The sequence below is a fragment of the Leclercia sp. genome (genome assembly GCF_036780805.1).
Classification (GTDB): Bacteria; Pseudomonadota; Gammaproteobacteria; order Enterobacterales; family Enterobacteriaceae; genus Enterobacter.
Map to the genome: position 1 here is coordinate 250,031 of NZ_DAIQCE010000004.1, position 19,165 is coordinate 269,195.

Below are 19,165 nucleotides of genomic sequence, written 5' to 3' on the forward strand. Positions count from 1 at the left end.
AAATCCGTGAAAGACTTATTAAAGTTTCTGAAAGCGCAAACTAAAACCGAAGAGTTTGATGCGATCAAAATTGCTCTGGCCTCGCCAGACATGATCCGTTCATGGTCTTTTGGTGAAGTTAAAAAGCCAGAAACCATTAACTACCGTACGTTCAAACCTGAGCGTGACGGCCTTTTCTGTGCGCGTATTTTCGGGCCGGTAAAAGATTACGAGTGCCTGTGCGGTAAGTACAAGCGCCTGAAACACCGTGGTGTGATCTGTGAGAAGTGCGGCGTTGAAGTGACCCAGACTAAAGTGCGTCGTGAGCGCATGGGCCACATCGAGCTGGCGTCTCCGACTGCTCACATCTGGTTCCTGAAATCTCTGCCGTCCCGTATCGGCCTGCTGCTGGATATGCCGCTGCGCGATATCGAACGTGTACTGTACTTCGAATCTTATGTGGTTATCGAAGGCGGGATGACGAACCTGGAACGTAACCAGATTCTGACCGAAGAGCAGTATCTGGACGCGCTGGAAGAGTTCGGTGACGAATTCGACGCGAAGATGGGTGCGGAAGCTATCCAGGCCCTGCTGAAGAGCATGGATCTGGAGCAAGAGTGCGAAACTCTGCGTGAAGAGCTGAACGAAACCAACTCCGAAACCAAGCGTAAAAAGCTGACCAAGCGTATCAAACTGCTGGAAGCGTTCGTTCAGTCTGGTAACAAACCAGAGTGGATGATCCTGACCGTTCTGCCGGTTCTGCCGCCAGATCTGCGTCCGCTGGTACCGCTGGATGGTGGTCGTTTCGCGACGTCTGACCTGAACGATCTGTATCGTCGCGTCATTAACCGTAACAACCGTCTGAAACGTCTGCTGGATCTGGCTGCGCCAGATATCATCGTACGCAACGAAAAACGTATGCTGCAGGAAGCGGTAGATGCCCTGCTGGATAACGGTCGTCGCGGTCGTGCGATCACCGGTTCTAACAAGCGTCCTCTGAAATCTTTGGCCGACATGATCAAAGGTAAGCAGGGTCGTTTCCGTCAGAACCTGCTCGGTAAGCGTGTTGACTACTCCGGTCGTTCTGTAATCACCGTAGGTCCATACCTGCGTCTGCATCAGTGCGGTCTGCCGAAGAAAATGGCACTGGAGCTGTTCAAACCGTTCATCTACGGCAAGCTGGAACTGCGTGGCCTTGCCACCACCATCAAAGCCGCTAAGAAGATGGTTGAGCGTGAAGAAGCTGTCGTTTGGGATATCCTGGACGAAGTTATCCGCGAACACCCGGTACTGCTGAACCGTGCGCCAACCCTGCACCGTCTGGGTATCCAGGCCTTTGAGCCAGTACTGATCGAAGGTAAAGCTATCCAGCTGCACCCGCTGGTTTGTGCGGCATATAACGCCGACTTCGATGGTGACCAGATGGCTGTTCACGTACCGCTGACGCTGGAAGCCCAGCTCGAAGCGCGTGCGCTGATGATGTCTACCAACAACATCCTGTCTCCAGCGAACGGTGAACCAATCATCGTTCCTTCTCAGGACGTTGTACTGGGTCTGTACTACATGACCCGTGACTGTGTTAACGCCAAAGGCGAAGGCATGGTGCTGACTGGCCCGAAAGAAGCTGAGCGTATTTATCGCGCTGGCCTGGCCTCTCTGCATGCGCGTGTAAAAGTGCGTATCACCGAGTATGAAAAAGCTGAAAACGGCGAACTCGTTGCGAAAACCAGCCTGATTGACACGACCGTTGGCCGTGCCATTCTGTGGATGATCGTACCGAAAGGTCTGCCTTTCTCCATCGTCAACCAGGCGCTGGGCAAGAAAGCAATCTCCAAGATGCTGAACACCTGTTACCGCATCCTGGGCCTGAAGCCGACCGTTATCTTCGCTGACCAGACAATGTACACCGGCTTTGCTTATGCAGCGCGTTCAGGTGCCTCTGTTGGTATCGATGACATGGTCATCCCAGAGAAGAAACACGAGATCATCTCTGAAGCGGAAGCCGAAGTTGCTGAGATCCAGGAGCAGTTCCAGTCTGGTCTGGTTACCGCGGGCGAACGCTATAACAAAGTTATCGATATCTGGGCAGCGGCGAACGATCGTGTATCCAAAGCGATGATGGACAACCTGCAGACCGAAACCGTTATTAACCGTGACGGCGTCGAAGAGCAGCAGGTTTCCTTCAACAGCATCTACATGATGGCCGACTCCGGTGCGCGTGGTTCTGCAGCACAGATTCGTCAGTTGGCAGGTATGCGTGGTCTGATGGCGAAGCCAGATGGCTCCATCATCGAAACGCCAATCACCGCGAACTTCCGTGAAGGTCTGAACGTACTCCAGTACTTCATCTCCACGCACGGTGCGCGTAAAGGTCTGGCGGATACCGCACTGAAAACTGCGAACTCCGGTTATCTGACGCGTCGTCTGGTTGACGTTGCACAGGATCTGGTTGTTACCGAAGACGATTGTGGCACCCTCGAAGGTATCACCATGACCCCGGTTATCGAGGGTGGTGATGTTAAAGAGCCACTGCGCGATCGCGTTCTGGGTCGTGTGACTGCGGAAGACATTCTGAAGCCGGGTACAGCAGACATCCTGGTTCCACGCAACACGCTGCTGCACGAGCACTGGTGTGACCTGCTGGAAGCCAACTCTGTTGACTCAGTGAAAGTCCGTTCCGTTGTATCCTGTGACACCGACTTTGGTGTATGTGCGCACTGCTATGGTCGTGACCTGGCGCGTGGCCACATCATCAACAAAGGTGAAGCGATCGGTGTTATCGCGGCACAGTCCATCGGTGAGCCGGGTACACAGCTGACGATGCGTACGTTCCACATCGGTGGTGCGGCATCTCGTGCGGCTGCTGAATCCAGCATCCAGGTGAAAAACAAAGGTAGCATCAAGCTCAACAACGCGAAGTCGGTTGTTAACTCTTCCGGTAAGCTGGTTGTGACCTCTCGTAACACCGAGCTGAAGCTGATCGACGAATTCGGTCGTACCAAAGAGAGCTATAAAGTGCCTTACGGTGCTGTTATGGCGAAAGGCGATGGCGAACAGGTTGCTGGCGGCGAAACCGTAGCGAACTGGGATCCACACACCATGCCGGTAATCACCGAAGTGGCTGGTTTCATTCGCTTCACCGATATGATCGACGGCCAGACGATTACTCGTCAGACCGACGACCTGACCGGTCTCTCTTCCCTGGTGGTTCTGGATTCTGCAGAACGTACCGCGGGTGGTAAAGATCTGCGTCCAGCACTGAAAATCGTTGATGCTAACGGCAACGACGTTCTGATCCCGGGCACCGACATGCCGGCTCAGTACTTCCTGCCAGGTAAAGCGATTGTCCAGCTGGAAGATGGTGTTCAGATCGGTGCGGGTGATGCTCTGGCGCGTATTCCACAGGAATCCAGCGGTACCAAAGATATTACCGGTGGTCTGCCGCGCGTTGCGGACCTGTTCGAAGCACGTCGTCCGAAAGAGCCGGCAATCCTGGCTGAAATCAGCGGTATCATTTCCTTCGGTAAAGAGACCAAAGGGAAGCGCCGTCTGGTGATCACGCCGCTGGATGGCAGCGATCCGTACGAAGAGATGATTCCAAAATGGCGTCAGCTCAACGTGTTTGAAGGTGAACGTGTAGAACGTGGTGACGTGGTTTCCGACGGTCCGGAAGCACCGCACGACATTCTGCGTCTTCGTGGCGTCCACGCGGTAACGCGTTACATCACCAACGAAGTACAGGACGTTTACCGTCTGCAAGGCGTTAAGATCAACGATAAGCACATCGAAGTTATCGTTCGTCAGATGCTGCGTAAAGCCACCATCGTGAATGCCGGTAGCTCCGACTTCCTCGAAGGTGAGCAGGTTGAATACTCCCGCGTTAAGATTGCTAACCGCGATCTTGAAGCGAACGGCAAACTCAGTGCGACCTTCGCACGTGACCTGCTGGGTATCACCAAAGCGTCTCTGGCAACCGAGTCCTTCATCTCCGCGGCATCGTTCCAGGAGACCACTCGTGTGCTTACCGAAGCAGCCGTTGCGGGCAAACGCGACGAACTGCGCGGTCTGAAAGAGAACGTTATCGTGGGTCGTCTGATCCCGGCCGGTACCGGTTATGCGTACCACCAGGATCGTATGCGCCGTCGCGCAGCGGGCGAAATCCCTGCTGCACCACAGGTGACTGCTGAAGACGCCTCTGCCAGCCTGGCAGAGCTGCTGAACGCAGGCCTGGGCGGTTCTGACAACGAGTAATCGTGACGTCAGCCCATAAAAAAACCCGCTTCGGCGGGTTTTTTTTTGCGTGTCTGGTGCGGCTGTTGCCGGGTGGCGCTGCGCTTACCCGGCCTACGGTTCGGGGTCGTTGTAGGCCCGGTAAGCGTAGCGCCACCGGGCGGGTTAGTTCACCAGCGGCAACCGGCGATAGAGCTCGATCATATCTCCCGCCAGATCCTGAATCACCATCGCGTTCATCAGGTGGTCCTGAGAGTGAACGGTAATCAGGTTAACCGGCAGCTTGCCGGTGCCTTCATCCATACCAATCAGCTTCGTCTGGATGGTATGCGCATGCTTAACGAATTCACGCGACTCTTCCATCGCCTTTTCCGCATCGGCAAAATCGCCTTTGCGCGCCATCTGCAGGGCGGTTAGTGCTGAACTGCGGGCTGCACCGGCATTCACCAGCAGCTCCATAATGATGGTTTCTAAATCGGCCATGGGTCACTCCAGCAGTTTGAGGGCTTTTTCGAGGACGGCATCGCCTTTCATCATGCCGTAATCCATCATGTCGATAACCGCGACCTTTTTGCCCAGCGGTTCTGCCTGTGCCTGAAGATTATTGAGCTCGTATTTGACCTGCGGGCCAAGCAACACAATGTCGGCTGCGGCAATTTCATCTTTAAACTCAGCAACCGGTACGGCTTTAATGGTTACTTCGACCCCTTTTTTCTGCGCGGCGTCTTTCATGCGTTGAACCAGCATGCTGGTGGACATTCCCGCTGCACAGCATAAAACGATGTTCTTCATAGTCAGCCCCAATGTACATGTGTTTATTGATAATTATCCCGCGCCGCCCGCTTCGACAACCGCGTTACCGCGATTGTGTGTGAGGCATCACAAAGAAACCCGCATTTTCTGAAACCGGTTACAACTGTTACAGAACGGGGAAGGCAGGGCGGAACGAGGAAGAAGCTTTCCGCCCTGGTCAGCATCCCCTGCTGACGTAATAAGCGTAAAAAATAGATGCTCAGGCTGACAATAGCCCGTTGATGAAGTTACGTGGCGTCTCGTAATAACTTCATCGGGTTACACTCTTTTTCAGCCTGGCTGCGAGGCGCGTCCCAGCCAGCTGTCCCAGTCTTTCCACACCGGCTGCAATCCCTGCTGGCTGAGCGCTTCGGCAACCTCTTCCGGGCGACGGCTATCGTGGGGTGCAAACTGCTCCAGCTCGGGATGATCGTCGGCATAGCCGCCTGGCTGGGTTTTTGAAAAGGCGCTGACGTTGTTAATGGCCAGAGGAATGACGCGATCGCGAAACGCGGGAGATTCCCGGGTCGACAGGGATAGCTCCACCTCCGGTGCCAGCAGACGAAACGCGCAGATGGTCTGCACCAGCTGGCGTTCATCCATGATCGACGCGGGCTGGATGCCGCCAGTGCAGGGGCGCAGCCGGGGGAAGGAGATCGAGTACCGGCTCTGCCAGTAGTGCTGCTGCAGCCACAGCAGATGCTCCGCCACCATAAAGTTGTCGACTCGCCAGCTGTCAGAAAGCCCGGTTAATGCCCCGAGGCCGATCTTGTCGATCCCGGCGCGGCCCAGTCGATCCGGAGTCTCCAGCCGCCAGAAGAAGTCCTGCTTTTTACCTTTCAGATGGTGCTGGGCATACACCGCCTCGTGGTAGGTCTCCTGATAGACCAGTACGCCATCCAGCCCCAGCGTTTTCAGCTCACCATACTCGGCTTCTGACAGGGGTTGCACTTCCATCTGTAATGAGGCGAACCGGCGGCGAATGGCCGGGAGATGGCGGCGAAAATAGTCCATCCCGACCTTTGTCTGATGCTCGCCGGTGACCAGCAGCAGATGCTCAAATCCCATCTCGCGGATGGCGGCACACTCCCGGGCTATCTCATTTTCATCCAGCGTTTTGCGCTTGATGTGGTTGCTCATCGAGAAGCCGCAGTAGGTGCAGTCATTGGCGCACAGGTTGGAGAGATAGAGCGGAACATAAAAGCTCACCGTATTGCCAAAGCGCTGGCGGGTCAGACGCTGGGCCCGCTGCGCCATTGCCTCAAGATAGCCGCTGGCGGCGGGGGAGAGCAGGGCCATCATGTCTTCGCGCGTCGGCTGCCGGGCAGTCAGAGCGCGCTCAACGTCCGCCGGGGTTTTACTGTTGATACGCAGACGAATATCGTCCCAGTCGAGCTGGCGCCAGCGATCGGTAAAGGTGTTCATCAGAAGGCCTCCAGAAAGCCGGTTAACGGGCTGGTGGCCTGGGCTTCAGCGCGCCGCGAACCGGGGCCAGACTGGCGGGCCAGCACGCCCGCCTCCACGAACACCCAACCCATGACCTTGCTGCCGGATCCGCCTCCACCGCCAGACGAAACGCCCGCGCCATCCTCACCGGATCGTCCGCAACCGCAATGGCGGTATTGACCAGCACCGCGTCGGCACCCATCTCCAGCGCCTGCGCGGCATGGCTGGGCACGCCGATCCCGGCATCAACGATCACCGGCACGGTTGCCTGCTGAATGATAATCTCCAGCATCGCGCGGGTTTCCAGCCCCTGGTTGGAGCCGATCGGCGCGCCGAGCGGCATCACCGCCGCGCAACCCGCCTCTTCGAGCCGTTTGCACAGCACCGGATCGGCGCCGCAGTAGGGCAGCACCGTGAACCCCTCTTTGACCAGCATCTCCGCGGCTTTCAGCGTCTCGATGGGATCGGGCAGCAGCCAGCGGGCATCGGGGTGGATCTCCAGCTTCAGCCAGTGCGTCCCCAGCGCCTCGCGTGCCAGCCGGGCGGCGAACACCGCTTCCTCCGCGGTTTTCGCCCCGGAGGTATTGGGCAGCAGGCTCACGCCCGCCTCCAGCAGCGGGGCCAGAATAGCGTCATTGTGATTGCGCAGATCGACCCGCTTCATCGCCAGCGTCACCAGCTGGCTGCCACTCTCACGAATGGCGTCTACCATCAGCTGCGGCGAGGCAAATTTCCCGGTGCCGGTAAACAGATGTGAATCAAAAATTTTATCAGCAATACGTAACATCTCAGCCTCCGGCAATCACCTGAAAGAGCAGGATCCGATCGCCTTCGCTGACCTGCTGTTTATCCCACTGCTCGCGCGGCAGGATCTGTTGATTAAGGGCCAGCGCGACCCCGGGTTTTAACTGGCGCAGCTGGTGGAGCAGGGTGGCGACGGTTATGCCGTCCACGCACTGCATCGGTTCGTCGTTAAACAGGATCCGCATGCTGCCCTCCACACACTTCGCAGCCGCGGGCGCGCTGCAGGGCCAGCTGCCGCCAGCTTCCTGCCCGGGCATCGAACAGGCGCAGCGTGTTGCGCGGGGTCTCGATGTTGCTGAGCAGCTTGATCGCCTCCAGCGCCTGTAGGGTTCCCATCACCCCGACCACCGGCCCGACGATACCCGCGGTGCGGCAGTTGCGTTGCGGCTCGTCATCCTCCGGCCACAGGCAGCGGTAGCAGCCCTGCGCCCATGGCGGCGTCAGCACCATCATCTGGCCACCAAAGCCCACCGCGCTGGCGGTGATGAGCGGCGTGTTGAGCAGCACGCAGGCGGCGTTGATCGCCTGGCGGGTGGCCATGTTATCGGTGCAGTCCAGCACCACGTCGGCGCGGGCGATCTCCTCCTGCAGCGCTTTGCCTTCCAGACGGGTCTGCAGGGCAATCAGCTGAATGTCCGGGTTGAGCTGTTGCAGCCGACGCTGCGTCACCTGCGCTTTTGGCTGGGCGATATCGTCGGTGGTAAACATAATCTGCCGCTGCAAATTACTCAGATGCACCTCGTCATCGTCGGCCAGCACCAGAGTGCCGATCCCGGCCCCGGCCAGGTACAGCGCCGCCGGGGCGCCTAAGCCGCCGAGACCGACCAGCAGGACCCGGCTGGCGAGCAGCTTCTGCTGCCCGTCGATGGCGATATCCTCCAGCAGGATCTGGCGGCTGTAGCGCATAAAGTCACGGTCATTCATCGCCCGCCCCCGCCAGCTGTAGCAGATGTGCCGTTGCCGCCTGCCAGTCAGCGGCCTGGGTGATGGCGCTCACCACCGCGATGCTGCCGACGCCGGTCGCCAGCACCGACGGGGCGCGTTCGAGGCTGATACCGCCGATGGCGACGGTAGGGTAATCCGCAAGGCGTTCGATATGCCGGGCCAGCTGTTCCAGCCCCTGAGGCGCGGAAGGCATCTGTTTGGTCTGGGTGGGAAATACGTGCCCGAGGGCGATATAGGACGGATGCGCCGCCAGCGCCACGTCGATCTCCATGTCGTCGTGGGTCGAGACGCCGAGGCGTAACCCGGCGGCACGAATGGCCGCAAGGTCGGTGGTCTCCAGGTCTTCCTGACCAAGATGCACACCGTAAGCCTGATGTTTAATCGCCAGCCGCCAGTAGTCATTGATGAACAGGCGGGCATCGTGGCGACGCCCCAGGGCAATGGCCGCCACGATATCGGCCTCGACCTCGTCATCCTGCTTATCTTTGATGCGTAGCTGGATCGTTTTTACGCCCGCGGCCAGCAAACGTTCGATCCAGGCCACGCTGTCGACGACCGGATAGAGTCCCAGACGAAAGGGCACCGGCGGGAAGTTGGGTTGATACATTACGCCTCCTCTTTTTTGAGGTAGATCTCGCCGCCTTTAGCGCGGAAGCTTTCCGACATGTCGGCCATCCCCACTTCGATGGTCTGCGCCGCGGCGTAGTCGCGCACCTCCTGGCTGATTTTCATCGAGCAGAATTTTGGTCCGCACATGGAGCAGAAGTGCGCCACTTTGCCGGATTCCTGCGGCAGGGTTTCGTCGTGATAGGCGCGGGCGGTGAAGGGGTCGAGTGCCAGATTGAACTGATCTTCCCAGCGGAATTCGAAGCGTGCTTTCGACATGGCGTTATCGCGGATCTGCGCGCCCGGGTGGCCCTTCGCCAGGTCGGCGGCATGGGCAGCAATCTTGTAGGTGATCAGCCCCTGCTTCACGTCTTCTTTGTTCGGCAGGCCGAGGTGCTCTTTCGGCGTGACGTAGCAGAGCATGGCGCAGCCAAACCAACCGATCATTGCCGCGCCAATCCCGGAGGTGAAGTGGTCATAGCCCGGCGCGATGTCGGTGGTTAGCGGCCCCAGGGTGTAGAACGGTGCTTCGTGGCAGTGCTCCAGCTCCTCGGTCATGTTGCGGCGGATCATCTGCATCGGCACGTGGCCCGGGCCTTCAATCATCACCTGGACGTCATACTCCCAGGCAATTTTGGTCAGCTCGCCCAGGGTGTGCAGCTCGGCAAACTGCGCTTCGTCGTTGGCGTCGCGGATGGAGCCCGGGCGCAGGCCATCGCCCAGCGACAGGGAGACGTCGTACGCGGCGCAGATTTCGCAGATCTCGCGGAAATGCTCATACAGGAAGTTCTCCTGATGATGGGACAGGCACCATTTCGCCATGATCGAGCCGCCACGGGAGACGATGCCGGTCAGGCGTTTCGCGGTCATCGGCACGTAGCGCAGCAGCACCCCGGCGTGGATGGTGAAGTAGTCGACCCCTTGCTCGGCCTGCTCCAGCAGCGTATCGCGGAACGCTTCCCAGGTGAGATCTTCCGCAATGCCGTTAACCTTCTCCAGCGCCTGATAGATGGGCACCGTACCAATCGGCACTGGGCTGTTACGCAGGATCCACTCGCGGGTTTCGTGAATATAGCGCCCGGTGGAGAGGTCCATCACCGTATCCGCGCCCCAGCGGGTGGACCAGACCAGTTTCTCTACCTCTTCTTCGATGGAGGAGGTGACGGCCGAGTTACCGATGTTGGCATTCACCTTCACCAGGAAATTACGGCCGATGATCATCGGCTCGGATTCCGGGTGGTTGATGTTGGCCGGGATAATGGCACGACCAGCGGCCACCTCGTCACGCACAAATTCCGGGGTAATGTTCTCCGGCAGGCGGGCGCCAAAGCCTTCGCCCGGATGCTGGTGGCGCAGCACTTCGCCACGAATGCGCTCGCGGCCCATGTTTTCGCGGATGGCGATAAACTCCATCTCCGGCGTCACGATCCCCTGGCGGGCGTAGTGCAGCTGGGTCACGCATTTACCCGCTCTGGCACGCTTCGGCGTCAGCAGACCGGTGAAGCGCAGCTCGTCCAGACCGTCGTCGGCCAGACGTTCCCGGGTATAGGCCGAGCTTTGTTCGTTCAGGGCTTCGCAGTCGTTACGGGCCGCAATCCACGGCTGGCGCAGCTTCGCCAGACCCTGCTGGACGTTAATCGCCACATCCGGATCGCCGTATGGCCCGGAGGTGTCGTAGACCGGCACCGCTTCGTTCTCTTCAAACTGCGGGTTGTTTTTGCTGCCGCCGATTAATGTCGGGCTGAGCTGGATCTCGCGCATCGGCACGCGAATATCATCCTGCGAACCGGTCAGATAGATGCGTTTCGAGTTGGGGAAAGCGGTGCCTTCCAGGGTGTCGATAAAGTGTTGGGCGTGCGCGCGCTGTTCGCGGCGGGTCATTTTTGTGGCAGACATAGCTCGTTCCAGTAAGTGCAGGAAGTGGCTTGTCAGACGACGGATGAAGCAAGAGAGGATCGCCCGTAGGCGATACAGTAAATTGACTCTTGTTCCCTTCGCAGGTCTTAACCTGATCAGGTTCCGCGGATCCCGAATTAACGGTCTCAGCCCGGCTTTCGCACTGGGCACTCCGACAAGAATAGGCTCCCCTACAGCGGGAGCAGTGAATGTAAACTACGCGTTAACGAGGAATAACTCAAGCCGGTCGGGCGACGTTATCTTCGTTGCTTGCCTTCAGATTGTGATCCAGCGCAAGGGCGATCAGGTTGTCTTCCAGCGTAAAGCGTTGCTCCAGCGCCTCGCCGATATCGGAAAGCGCCTGCTGAAATTCCAGGTAGTTATCCTGATCGATGGCGTTTTCGAGCGTCGAGTCGTAGTAATCCATGATTTGCTGGGTATTGGCTTCCAGCAGGGGATAGAGTTTGGTTGCCGCTAAATACGGGCTCTTACCTTCCATTTCACGGATAAAGCGTTCATAAATATTAAAATGACCGTTGGAAAGGTAATCGACCAGGCTCTGACAGAAATCGTCCAGCGCTTTTTCGTTCAGGCGCATATAAGACTCTTTGCCAGGCTTAATGCCAACGAGATTGTAATAGGCAACAAGCAGATGTTTCCGCACGTGCAGCCAGCGATCGACCAGTTTGTTACTTCCGCCAACGCGCTCTGTCAGGTTTTCTAGCTGGTTTAGCATGTTTGACTCCGCAAGGTTAAGATTAAAAGCTGCCCACCCAAAATGTAATAGTATTGTTACCAACATGCCTGTGAAGCAAAGGTAGTGCAATAGATATGGATCGTATAATTGAAAAATCGGATCGCGGCTGGTGGTTAGTCAGCCATGAACAAAAATTATGGTTGCCCGGTGGTGAATTACCCTATGGCGAAGCAAATAATTTCGATCTTGCGGGACAACCCGCACTAAATATCGGCGAGTGGAAGGGCGATTCTGTGTGGTTGATCCAGCAAAATCGCCGTCACGACATGGGATCGGTGCGCCAGGTGCTCGATCTCGATGTTGGCTTGTTCCAGCTGGCGGGCCGTGCTGTGCAGTTGGCCGAGTTTTATCGCTCGCATAAGTTCTGCGGCTACTGCGGCCACACCATGCACCCGAGCAAAACCGAGTGGGCGATGCTCTGCAGCCACTGTCGGGAACGCTATTATCCGCAAATCGCGCCGTGCATTATCGTCGCCATCCGCCGGGATGACGCCATCCTGCTGGCGCAACACACCCGTCATCGCAACGGAGTGCATACCGTACTGGCCGGGTTTGTCGAAGTGGGTGAAACCCTGGAGCAGGCCGTGGCGCGGGAAGTGATGGAGGAGAGCGGCATCAAGGTGAAGAACCTGCGTTATGTCACCTCCCAGCCGTGGCCGTTCCCACAGTCGCTGATGACCGCCTTTATGGCCGAGTACGACAGCGGCGAGATCGTTATCGATCAGAAAGAGCTGCTGTCCGCCGACTGGTATCGCTACGACGATTTACCACTGCTGCCACCGCCCGGCACCGTGGCGCGCCGCCTGATAGAAGATACCGTGGCAATGTGTCGGGCTGACGATGTGTGAGACATGTTACACTGGAGATAAGACGCTTAAGGAACTGCAAAAATGACCGAACTGAAGAACGATCGTTATCTGCGTGCGCTGCTGCGCCAACCCGTTGATGTCACCCCGGTATGGATGATGCGCCAGGCGGGCCGCTATTTGCCGGAATACAAAGCCACGCGCGCGCAGGCGGGCGATTTTATGTCGCTGTGCAAAAACGCGGAGCTGGCCTGCGAAGTGACGCTTCAGCCGCTGCGCCGTTATCCGCTGGACGCGGCGATCCTCTTCTCTGATATCCTGACCATCCCGGACGCGATGGGGCTTGGCCTGTACTTTGAAACCGGCGAAGGCCCGCGCTTTAGCTCGCCGATTAAGAGCAAAGCGGACATCGACAACCTGCCGATTCCGGATCCGGAGCAGGAGCTCGGTTATGTGATGAATGCGGTGCGCACCATTCGCCGCGAGCTGAAAGGCGACGTGCCGCTGATTGGTTTCTCCGGCAGCCCGTGGACGCTGGCGACCTACATGGTTGAAGGCGGCAGCAGCAAAGCCTTCACCGTGATCAAAAAGATGATGTACGCCGATCCGCTGGCGCTGCACGCCCTGCTGGATAAGCTGGCGAAAAGCGTCACCCTGTACCTGAACGCGCAGATCAAAGCGGGTGCCCAGTCGGTAATGATCTTCGACACCTGGGGTGGGGTGCTGACCGGCCGCGATTATCAGCAGTTCTCGCTCTACTACATGCATAAAATCGTCGATGGCCTGCTGCGTGAAAACGAAGGCCGTCGCGTGCCGGTGACCCTCTTCACCAAAGGCGGCGGGCAGTGGCTGGAAGCCCTGGCCGAGACCGGCTGTGATGCGCTGGGCCTTGACTGGACTACCGATATTGCCGATGCGCGCCGTCGCGTAGGGGACAAAGTCGCCCTGCAGGGCAACATGGATCCGTCTATGCTGTATGCTCCGGCCGCCCGTATTGAAGAAGAAGTCGCGACCATTCTGGCGGGCTTCGGTCAGGGCGAAGGCCATGTGTTTAACCTGGGGCACGGTATTCATCAGGATGTACCGCCAGAACATGCAGGCGTGTTTGTGGAGGCGGTGCACCGACTTTCTGCCCAGTATCACCTGTAAGGAGTCGTTATGGATCTTGCGTCACTTCGCGCTCAACAACTTAAACTTGCTGCGTCGGTTTCCCGTGAAGACCGGCTGGATAAAGACCCACCCACGCTGATTGCCGGGGCGGATGTCGGGTTTGAGCAGGGCGGAGAGGTGACGCGGGCGGCGATAGTACTGCTGACCTGGCCCGAGCTGGAGCTGGTTGAGTACCAGGTAGCGCGCATCGCCACCACCATGCCTTACATCCCCGGCTTCCTCTCTTTTCGTGAATATCCCGCGCTGTTGGCGGCGTGGGATCAGCTCTCGCAAAGACCCGACCTGCTGTTCGTCGATGGACACGGGATCTCCCACCCGCGCCGTCTCGGTGTGGCCAGCCATTTTGGTCTGCTGGTGGATGTTCCGACCATCGGAGTGGCGAAGAAGCGCCTCTGCGGTAAGTTTGAACCCCTGTCGGCAGAGCCCGGCGCGCTGGCCCCGCTGATGGACAAAGGCGAACAGCTGGCGTGGGTCTGGCGCAGTAAGGCGCGCTGCAATCCGCTATTCATCGCCACCGGGCATCGCGTCAGTACTGACACCGCACTGGCGTGGGTGCAGCGCTGCATGAAGGGCTATCGATTACCGGAGCCGACCCGCTGGGCCGATGCGGTGGCTTCCGGGCGTCCGGCTTTTGTTCGTTGGCAGGAAATTCAGCGCTGATTCAGGTAAACTGCGGCTAATTTTCGATTCGAGACTTCATCATGTTACAAAACCCGATTCACCTGCGCCTCGAGAAGCTGGAAAGCTGGCAGCATGTCACCTTTATGGCCTGCCTGTGCGAACGCATGTACCCGAACTACGCCATGTTCTGCAAGCAGACTGAATTTGGTGACGGCCAGCTGTATCGCCGTATTCTCGATCTGGTGTGGGAGACGCTGACGGTCAAGGATGCGAAGGTGAACTTCGATTCTCAGCTCGATAAGCTGGAAGAGGCGATTCCCGCAGCTGATGACTATGATGTCTATGGTGTCTATCCGGCGATTGATGCCTGTGTGGCACTAAGTGAACTGATTCACTCGCGCCTGAGTGGCGAAACTCTGGAACATGCCATCGAAGTCAGTAAGGCCTCCATTACTTCCGTGGCGATGCTGGAGATGACCCAGGCAGGTCGTGAAATGACCGATGAAGAGCTGCGTTTAAACCCGGCTGTTGAGCAGGAATGGGACATCCAGTGGGAAATATTCCGTTTGCTGGCAGAGTGCGAAGAACGCGATATCGAGCTGATTAAAGGTCTGCGTGCAGACTTGCGTGAGGCAGGCGAGAGTAACATTGGTATAAATCTTCACCAGTGAAACAATAAAACGTGATTTTACGCCTGTTTTGTCATACCTGTACTCTTCCCTTCTGCCCCCCGTCTGGTCTACATTTGGGGGGCGAAAAAAAGTGGCTATCGGTGCGTGTATGCAGGAGAGTGCTTTTTTGGCATTTTCGTCGCACTCGATGCTTAGCAAGCGATAAACACATTGAAAGGATAACTTATGAACAAGACTCAACTGATTGATGTAATTGCGGACAAGGCTGATCTGTCTAAAGTACAGGCTAAAGCTGCTCTGGAATCCACCCTGGCTGCTATTACTGAGTCTCTGAAAGAAGGCGATGCTGTACAACTGGTAGGTTTCGGTACCTTCAAAGTGAACCACCGCGCTGAGCGTACTGGCCGCAACCCGCAGACCGGTAACGAAATCAAAATCGCTGCAGCTAACGTGCCAGCATTTGTTTCTGGCAAAGCACTGAAAGACGCAGTTAAGTAAGCCGCGTAGCAGTGAACAGTTTTATCGAGGGGGCGGTTTCGCCCCTTTTGTCTGTCTGGCGCCAGGCAATGGCGCTGGCAGGCATACTTTTGCTGTCTGCCTGCAGCCATGACTCCTCTCTGCCGCCGTTTACCGCCAGCGGTTACGCTGACGATCAGGGCGCGGTCCGAATCTGGCGTAAAGACACGGACGATGAAGTCCATCTGCTCTCCGCCTTTAGTCCCTGGCACAGCGGCAGTACCACTACCAGCGAGTACAGCTGGCAGGGTGATACGCTTACCCTTATCGATGTGAATATCTACAGCAAGGTGCCCGAGCATGTGCGGGTGCGTTTTGACGACCACGGTGAGCTGAGCTTTATGCAGCGTGAAATCGGCGGTCTTAAGCAGCAACTCTCCACCGATCAAATTGACCTCTATCGTTACCGTGCCGATCAGGTTCGTCAGACCAGCGACGCGCTACGCCAGGGGCGGGTGGTACTGCATCAGGGGCGCTGGCATGCCGACGGCACCGTGACCACCTGCGAAGGCCAGACTCTGAAACCGGATCTTGATAGCTGGGCGACGGGCCATATCGGACGCCGTCAGAGCCATTCATCCATGGAAGTCAGCGTAGCGTGGCTGGAAGCGCCGGAAGGATCCCAGCTGCTGCTGGTGGCTAACGAAGATTTCTGCACCTGGCAGCCGACCGAGAAGAGTTTTTAAGTTCTGTGGATTAAGCCGGATGGCGCTGACGCTTATCCGGCCTACGAACGATCCCCTCTCCCCTATGGGGAGAGGGCCAGGGTGAGGGGGGAACAGACTGCTCCGTTACTCCCCTTGCTCCCGCGCAATCGCACGATAACCAATATCGTTACGGCTGAAGCTGCCGTTCCAGCGAATATCCGCCATCAGAGCATAGGCGCGCTGCTGTGCTTGTGCGACGGTATGACCCAGCGCGGTGGCGCACAGAACGCGGCCACCGTTAGTCAGCACGCGATCGTCATCAGACAGCGTTGTGCCGGCATGGAACACCTTCGCGCCTTCAACCTGCTCCAGCGGCAAACCATGGATCTCATCCCCGGTGCTGTAGTTGCCCGGATAACCGCCCGCCGCAATCACCACGCCCAGCGACGCACGCTCGTCCCACTCGGAGGTTTTCGTGTCCAGCTTGCCTTCGCAGGCCGCCAGGCAAAGATCCACCAGATCGGATTTCATGCGCAGCATGATCGGTTGCGTTTCCGGATCGCCAAAGCGGCAGTTGAACTCGATTACCTTCGGGTTGCCCTGCTTGTCGATCATCAGGCCCGCATAGAGGAAACCGGTGTAGGTATTGCCTTCCGCCGCCATGCCTTTCACGGTTGGCCAGATGATGCGTTCCATGGTGCGCTGGTGAACTTCATCGGTCACCACCGGTGCAGGAGAGTAGGCACCCATCCCACCGGTGTTCGGGCCGGTATCCGCATCGCCAACGCGCTTGTGGTCCTGGCTGGTGGCCATCGGCAGGACATGCTCGCCGTCGACCATCACGATAAAGCTCGCTTCTTCCCCGTCGAGGAACTCCTCAATCACGATTCGGTGACCGGCGTCGCCAAAAGCGTTACCTGCCAGCATATCCTGAACCGCGGCTTCCGCCTCTTCGAGGGTCATCGCCACGATCACGCCTTTACCGGCGGCCAGGCCGTCGGCCTTGATTACAATCGGCGCGCCTTTCTCACGCAGATACGCCAGGGCTGGCTCCACGTCGGTGAAGTTCTGGTATTCCGCCGTCGGAATGTTGTGACGCGCGAGGAAATCTTTGGTGAAGGCTTTAGAGCCTTCGAGTTGGGCGGCACCTTCGGTCGGGCCGAAAATGGTCAGGCCCGCCGCGCGGAAGGCATCGACCACGCCAATCACCAGCGGCGCTTCCGGGCCGACGATGGTCAGGTCGATCTTCTCGTTCTGGGCAAAGCTCAGCAGCCCCGGAATATCGGTCACGCCGATGTTGACGTTCTGCAGCGCGGGTTCCAGTGCGGTACCGGCATTGCCCGGTGCCACGAAGACCGTTTTCACCTGCGGTGACTGCGCCGCTTTCCACGCCAGGGCGTGCTCACGCCCGCCGTTACCAATCACTAATACTTTCATTCTCTGCTCCGGGAATTAATGGCGGAAATGACGCATGTCGGTGAAGATCATCGCGATGCCGTGTTCGTCGGCAGCGGCAATAACTTCGTCATCGCGGATAGAACCGCCAGGCTGGATCACGCAGGTGATGCCCACAGCCGCAGCCGCGTCGATGCCGTCACGGAACGGGAAGAAGGCGTCAGAGGCCATGGCGGAGCCTTTTACTTCCAGACCTTCGTCGCCTGCCTTGATACCGGCAATTTTCGCGGAGTAGACGCGGCTCATCTGGCCTGCGCCTATCCCGATGGTCATGTTCTCTTTCGCATAGACGATGGCGTTGGATTTCACGAACTTCGCCACTTTCCAGCAGAACAGCGCATCACGCAGTTCCTGCTCGGTCGGCTGACGCTTGCTGACCACGCGCAGGTCGGCTTCTGTCACCATACCCAGATCGCGATCCTGAACCAGCAGACCGCCGTTGACACGTTTGAAGTCCAGGCCCGGAACGCGTTCCGCCCACTGGCCACAGGTCAGTACGCGAACGTTCTGTTTCGCCGCGGTGATTTTCAGGGCTTCTTCGGTAGCAGAAGGGGCGATGATCACTTCAACGAACTGACGGGAGATGATCGCCTGAGCGGTTTCGGCATCCAGTTCACGGTTGAAGGCGATAATGCCGCCGAACGCCGAGGTCGGGTCGGTTTTGTACGCGCGATCGTAGGCATCCAGAATCGAGGTGCTGACCGCTACGCCGCATGGGTTAGCGTGCTTGACGATCACGCAGGCTGGCTCGCTGAACTCTTTCACGCACTCCAGCGCCGCGTCGGTGTCCGCGATGTTGTTATAGGAGAGCGCTTTGCCCTGAACCTGCTGAGCGGTGGCAACGGAAGCTTCTTTTACCTCTTCTTCTATATAGAAGGCAGCCTGCTGGTGGCTGTTTTCACCGTAGCGCATATCCTGCTTCTTAATGAAGTTCAGGTTTAAGGTACGAGAGAAGCGACCGGAAGGATCTTTGCTTTCACCGTGGTAAGCCGGCACCAGGCTACCGAAGTAATTGGCGATCATGCTGTCGTAGGCGGCGGTGTGTTCGAACGCTTTAATGGCGAGGTCGAAGCGGGTCTCAAGATTCAGTGAGCCTTCGTTGGCATCCATCTCTTTAATAATGGCGTCGTAGTCGCTGCTCTTTACCACGATGGCCACATCTTTATGGTTCTTGGCGGCGGAGCGCACCATGGTCGGGCCGCCGATATCGATATTCTCTACCGCATCTTCCAGCGAGCAGTTTTCACGGGCAACGGTCTGGGCGAACGGATAGAGGTTAACGACAACCATATCGATCGGCGCGATCCCGTGCTGATCCATAATGCCGTCATCCTGACCGCGACGACCCAGAATGCCGCCATGGACTTTCGGGTGCAGGGTTTTGACGCGTCCATCCATCATTTCCGGGAAACCGGTGTAATCGGACACTTCGGTTACCGGCAGGCCTTTCTCTGCTAACAGGCGAGCGGTACCGCCAGTGGACAGCAGCTCCACACCACGTGCAGAAAGTGCCTGAGCGAATTCGACGATACCGGCTTTATCAGAAACACTGAGCAGAGCGCGGCGGACTGGACGACGTTGTTGCATGGTAAATCCCCTGGATTTGACGATTACAGAGAGCGTTAGGTGAATTTTCCACATAAAAACTCAACTAACACACCCGGCGGGGGCGCTTTATTTAGCGCGAGCATTTTAACGAAAACGTTTGCGCAACGCTCGCACATTTTCACTTTTTCGTCGCGTTGTGGATAAGTCTGTGAGTAATCAGGTATAAGGTGGGGTTTTGCTGGGGAATGCAGCAGTCAGTTATTTTTCTGTCATTTAAGGGTTGCGGCCCCGGAAGAACTCCCTATAATGCGCCTC

17 protein-coding genes, 1 pseudogene and 1 riboswitch are annotated in these 19,165 nt (G+C 57.7%); of the genes and pseudogenes, 7 read left to right on the forward strand and 11 right to left on the reverse strand.

Going from position 1 to position 19,165, the window contains the following annotated elements:
* Positions 1-6 precede the first annotated feature (6 nt).
* On the forward strand, positions 7-4,230 hold the full coding sequence (gene rpoC / locus V7Q49_RS14020) for a DNA-directed RNA polymerase subunit beta' (protein ID WP_333852828.1): 4,224 nt from the start codon (positions 7-9) through the stop codon (positions 4,228-4,230).
* A 144-nt stretch (positions 4,231-4,374) separates the two neighbouring features.
* On the opposite strand, the gene V7Q49_RS14025 is transcribed toward rpoC, so the two are convergent.
* From V7Q49_RS14025 to rsd, 9 genes and pseudogenes are all read right to left on the reverse strand, one after another.
* A complete protein-coding gene (locus tag V7Q49_RS14025) occupies positions 4,375-4,692 on the reverse strand; it encodes a PTS lactose/cellobiose transporter subunit IIA (RefSeq protein ID WP_333852830.1) in 318 nt (105 codons plus the stop codon).
* Between the two features lie 3 nt (positions 4,693-4,695).
* Positions 4,696-5,001 (reverse strand): PTS sugar transporter subunit IIB, encoded by a 306-nt coding sequence (locus tag V7Q49_RS14030; protein WP_039028885.1) that lies wholly within the window; start codon positions 4,999-5,001, stop codon positions 4,696-4,698.
* Between the two features lie 291 nt (positions 5,002-5,292).
* Complete coding sequence (gene thiH / locus V7Q49_RS14035) at positions 5,293-6,426, reverse strand: 2-iminoacetate synthase ThiH (RefSeq protein WP_333852834.1); 1,134 nt, start codon at positions 6,424-6,426, stop codon at positions 5,293-5,295.
* A pseudogene (gene thiG / locus V7Q49_RS14040) lies at positions 6,426-7,234 on the reverse strand (thiazole synthase). The gene thiH and the pseudogene thiG overlap by 1 nt, the downstream one beginning before the upstream one ends.
* Position 7,235: 1 nt before the next feature.
* Complete coding sequence (gene thiS, locus V7Q49_RS14045) at positions 7,236-7,436, reverse strand: sulfur carrier protein ThiS (RefSeq protein ID WP_333852836.1); 201 nt, start codon at positions 7,434-7,436, stop codon at positions 7,236-7,238.
* Positions 7,420-8,175, reverse strand: a complete 756-nt coding sequence (locus tag V7Q49_RS14050; protein ID WP_333852838.1) for a HesA/MoeB/ThiF family protein — start codon at positions 8,173-8,175, stop codon at positions 7,420-7,422. The genes thiS and V7Q49_RS14050 overlap by 17 nt, the downstream gene beginning before the upstream one ends.
* Positions 8,168-8,803 (reverse strand): thiamine phosphate synthase, encoded by a 636-nt coding sequence (thiE, locus tag V7Q49_RS14055; RefSeq protein ID WP_333852840.1) that lies wholly within the window; start codon positions 8,801-8,803, stop codon positions 8,168-8,170. The genes V7Q49_RS14050 and thiE overlap by 8 nt, the downstream gene beginning before the upstream one ends.
* Positions 8,803-10,698 carry a phosphomethylpyrimidine synthase ThiC gene (gene thiC, locus V7Q49_RS14060; protein WP_333852842.1) on the reverse strand — a complete coding sequence of 632 codons (1,896 nt, stop codon included), beginning with the start codon at positions 10,696-10,698 and terminating at the stop codon, positions 8,803-8,805. The genes thiE and thiC overlap by 1 nt, the downstream gene beginning before the upstream one ends.
* A gap of 76 nt (positions 10,699-10,774) precedes the next feature.
* Positions 10,775-10,883: riboswitch (TPP riboswitch) on the reverse strand.
* A 53-nt stretch (positions 10,884-10,936) separates the two neighbouring features.
* Positions 10,937-11,434, reverse strand: coding sequence for a sigma D regulator (gene rsd / locus V7Q49_RS14065; protein ID WP_333852844.1), 498 nt, complete (start codon positions 11,432-11,434; stop codon positions 10,937-10,939).
* A gap of 95 nt (positions 11,435-11,529) precedes the next feature.
* Between rsd and nudC the strand changes: the two genes are divergently transcribed.
* The 6 genes from nudC (at position 11,530) to V7Q49_RS14095 (ending at position 15,886) form a co-directional block, all read left to right on the forward strand.
* Positions 11,530-12,303, forward strand: coding sequence for an NAD(+) diphosphatase (nudC, locus tag V7Q49_RS14070; RefSeq protein ID WP_333852846.1), 774 nt, complete (start codon positions 11,530-11,532; stop codon positions 12,301-12,303).
* 42 nt (positions 12,304-12,345) lie between these two features.
* Complete coding sequence (hemE, locus tag V7Q49_RS14075; RefSeq protein ID WP_333852848.1) at positions 12,346-13,410, forward strand: uroporphyrinogen decarboxylase; 1,065 nt, start codon at positions 12,346-12,348, stop codon at positions 13,408-13,410.
* 9 nt (positions 13,411-13,419) lie between these two features.
* Positions 13,420-14,091, forward strand: a complete 672-nt coding sequence (nfi, locus tag V7Q49_RS14080) for a deoxyribonuclease V (RefSeq protein WP_333852850.1) — start codon at positions 13,420-13,422, stop codon at positions 14,089-14,091.
* Positions 14,092-14,132: 41 nt separating this feature from the next.
* On the forward strand, positions 14,133-14,723 hold the full coding sequence (locus V7Q49_RS14085; RefSeq protein WP_333852852.1) for a YjaG family protein: 591 nt from the start codon (positions 14,133-14,135) through the stop codon (positions 14,721-14,723).
* A 186-nt stretch (positions 14,724-14,909) separates the two neighbouring features.
* Entirely contained in the window at positions 14,910-15,182 is a 273-nt protein-coding gene (gene hupA, locus V7Q49_RS14090; RefSeq protein ID WP_032615913.1) for a nucleoid-associated protein HU-alpha, read from the forward strand.
* 11 nt (positions 15,183-15,193) lie between these two features.
* Entirely contained in the window at positions 15,194-15,886 is a 693-nt protein-coding gene (locus V7Q49_RS14095) for a DUF1481 domain-containing protein (RefSeq protein ID WP_333852856.1), read from the forward strand.
* A 105-nt stretch (positions 15,887-15,991) separates the two neighbouring features.
* Here the strand turns inward: V7Q49_RS14095 and purD are convergent, their stop codons facing one another.
* Both purD and purH read right to left on the reverse strand, forming a co-directional pair.
* Positions 15,992-17,284: a phosphoribosylamine--glycine ligase gene (gene purD / locus V7Q49_RS14100; protein WP_333852857.1), complete on the reverse strand. Its 1,293-nt coding sequence runs from the start codon at positions 17,282-17,284 to the stop codon at positions 15,992-15,994.
* A gap of 15 nt (positions 17,285-17,299) precedes the next feature.
* Positions 17,300-18,889: a bifunctional phosphoribosylaminoimidazolecarboxamide formyltransferase/IMP cyclohydrolase gene (gene purH, locus V7Q49_RS14105; RefSeq protein ID WP_333852858.1), complete on the reverse strand. Its 1,590-nt coding sequence runs from the start codon at positions 18,887-18,889 to the stop codon at positions 17,300-17,302.
* Positions 18,890-19,165 lie beyond the last annotated feature (276 nt).

Excerpts from the sequence above, each read along its gene's own strand:
- thiH (WP_333852834.1), bottom strand. The coding sequence starts at position 6,426 with ATGAACACCTTTACCGATCGCTGGCGCCAGCTCGACTGGGACGATATT.
- nfi (WP_333852850.1), top strand. The coding sequence starts at position 13,420 with ATGGATCTTGCGTCACTTCGCGCTCAACAACTTAAACTTGCTGCGTCG.
- purH (WP_333852858.1), bottom strand. The coding sequence starts at position 18,889 with ATGCAACAACGTCGTCCAGTCCGCCGCGCTCTGCTCAGTGTTTCTGAT.
- nudC (WP_333852846.1), top strand. The coding sequence starts at position 11,530 with ATGGATCGTATAATTGAAAAATCGGATCGCGGCTGGTGGTTAGTCAGC.
- V7Q49_RS14050 (WP_333852838.1), bottom strand. The coding sequence starts at position 8,175 with ATGAATGACCGTGACTTTATGCGCTACAGCCGCCAGATCCTGCTGGAG.
- thiC (WP_333852842.1), bottom strand. The coding sequence starts at position 10,698 with ATGTCTGCCACAAAAATGACCCGCCGCGAACAGCGCGCGCACGCCCAA.
- rsd (WP_333852844.1), bottom strand. The coding sequence starts at position 11,434 with ATGCTAAACCAGCTAGAAAACCTGACAGAGCGCGTTGGCGGAAGTAAC.
- thiS (WP_333852836.1), bottom strand. The coding sequence starts at position 7,436 with ATGCGGATCCTGTTTAACGACGAACCGATGCAGTGCGTGGACGGCATA.
- purD (WP_333852857.1), bottom strand. The coding sequence starts at position 17,284 with ATGAAAGTATTAGTGATTGGTAACGGCGGGCGTGAGCACGCCCTGGCG.
- V7Q49_RS14030 (WP_039028885.1), bottom strand. The coding sequence starts at position 5,001 with ATGAAGAACATCGTTTTATGCTGTGCAGCGGGAATGTCCACCAGCATG.
- thiE (WP_333852840.1), bottom strand. The coding sequence starts at position 8,803 with ATGTATCAACCCAACTTCCCGCCGGTGCCCTTTCGTCTGGGACTCTAT.
- V7Q49_RS14085 (WP_333852852.1), top strand. The coding sequence starts at position 14,133 with ATGTTACAAAACCCGATTCACCTGCGCCTCGAGAAGCTGGAAAGCTGG.
- hemE (WP_333852848.1), top strand. The coding sequence starts at position 12,346 with ATGACCGAACTGAAGAACGATCGTTATCTGCGTGCGCTGCTGCGCCAA.
- hupA (WP_032615913.1), top strand. The coding sequence starts at position 14,910 with ATGAACAAGACTCAACTGATTGATGTAATTGCGGACAAGGCTGATCTG.
- V7Q49_RS14025 (WP_333852830.1), bottom strand. The coding sequence starts at position 4,692 with ATGGCCGATTTAGAAACCATCATTATGGAGCTGCTGGTGAATGCCGGT.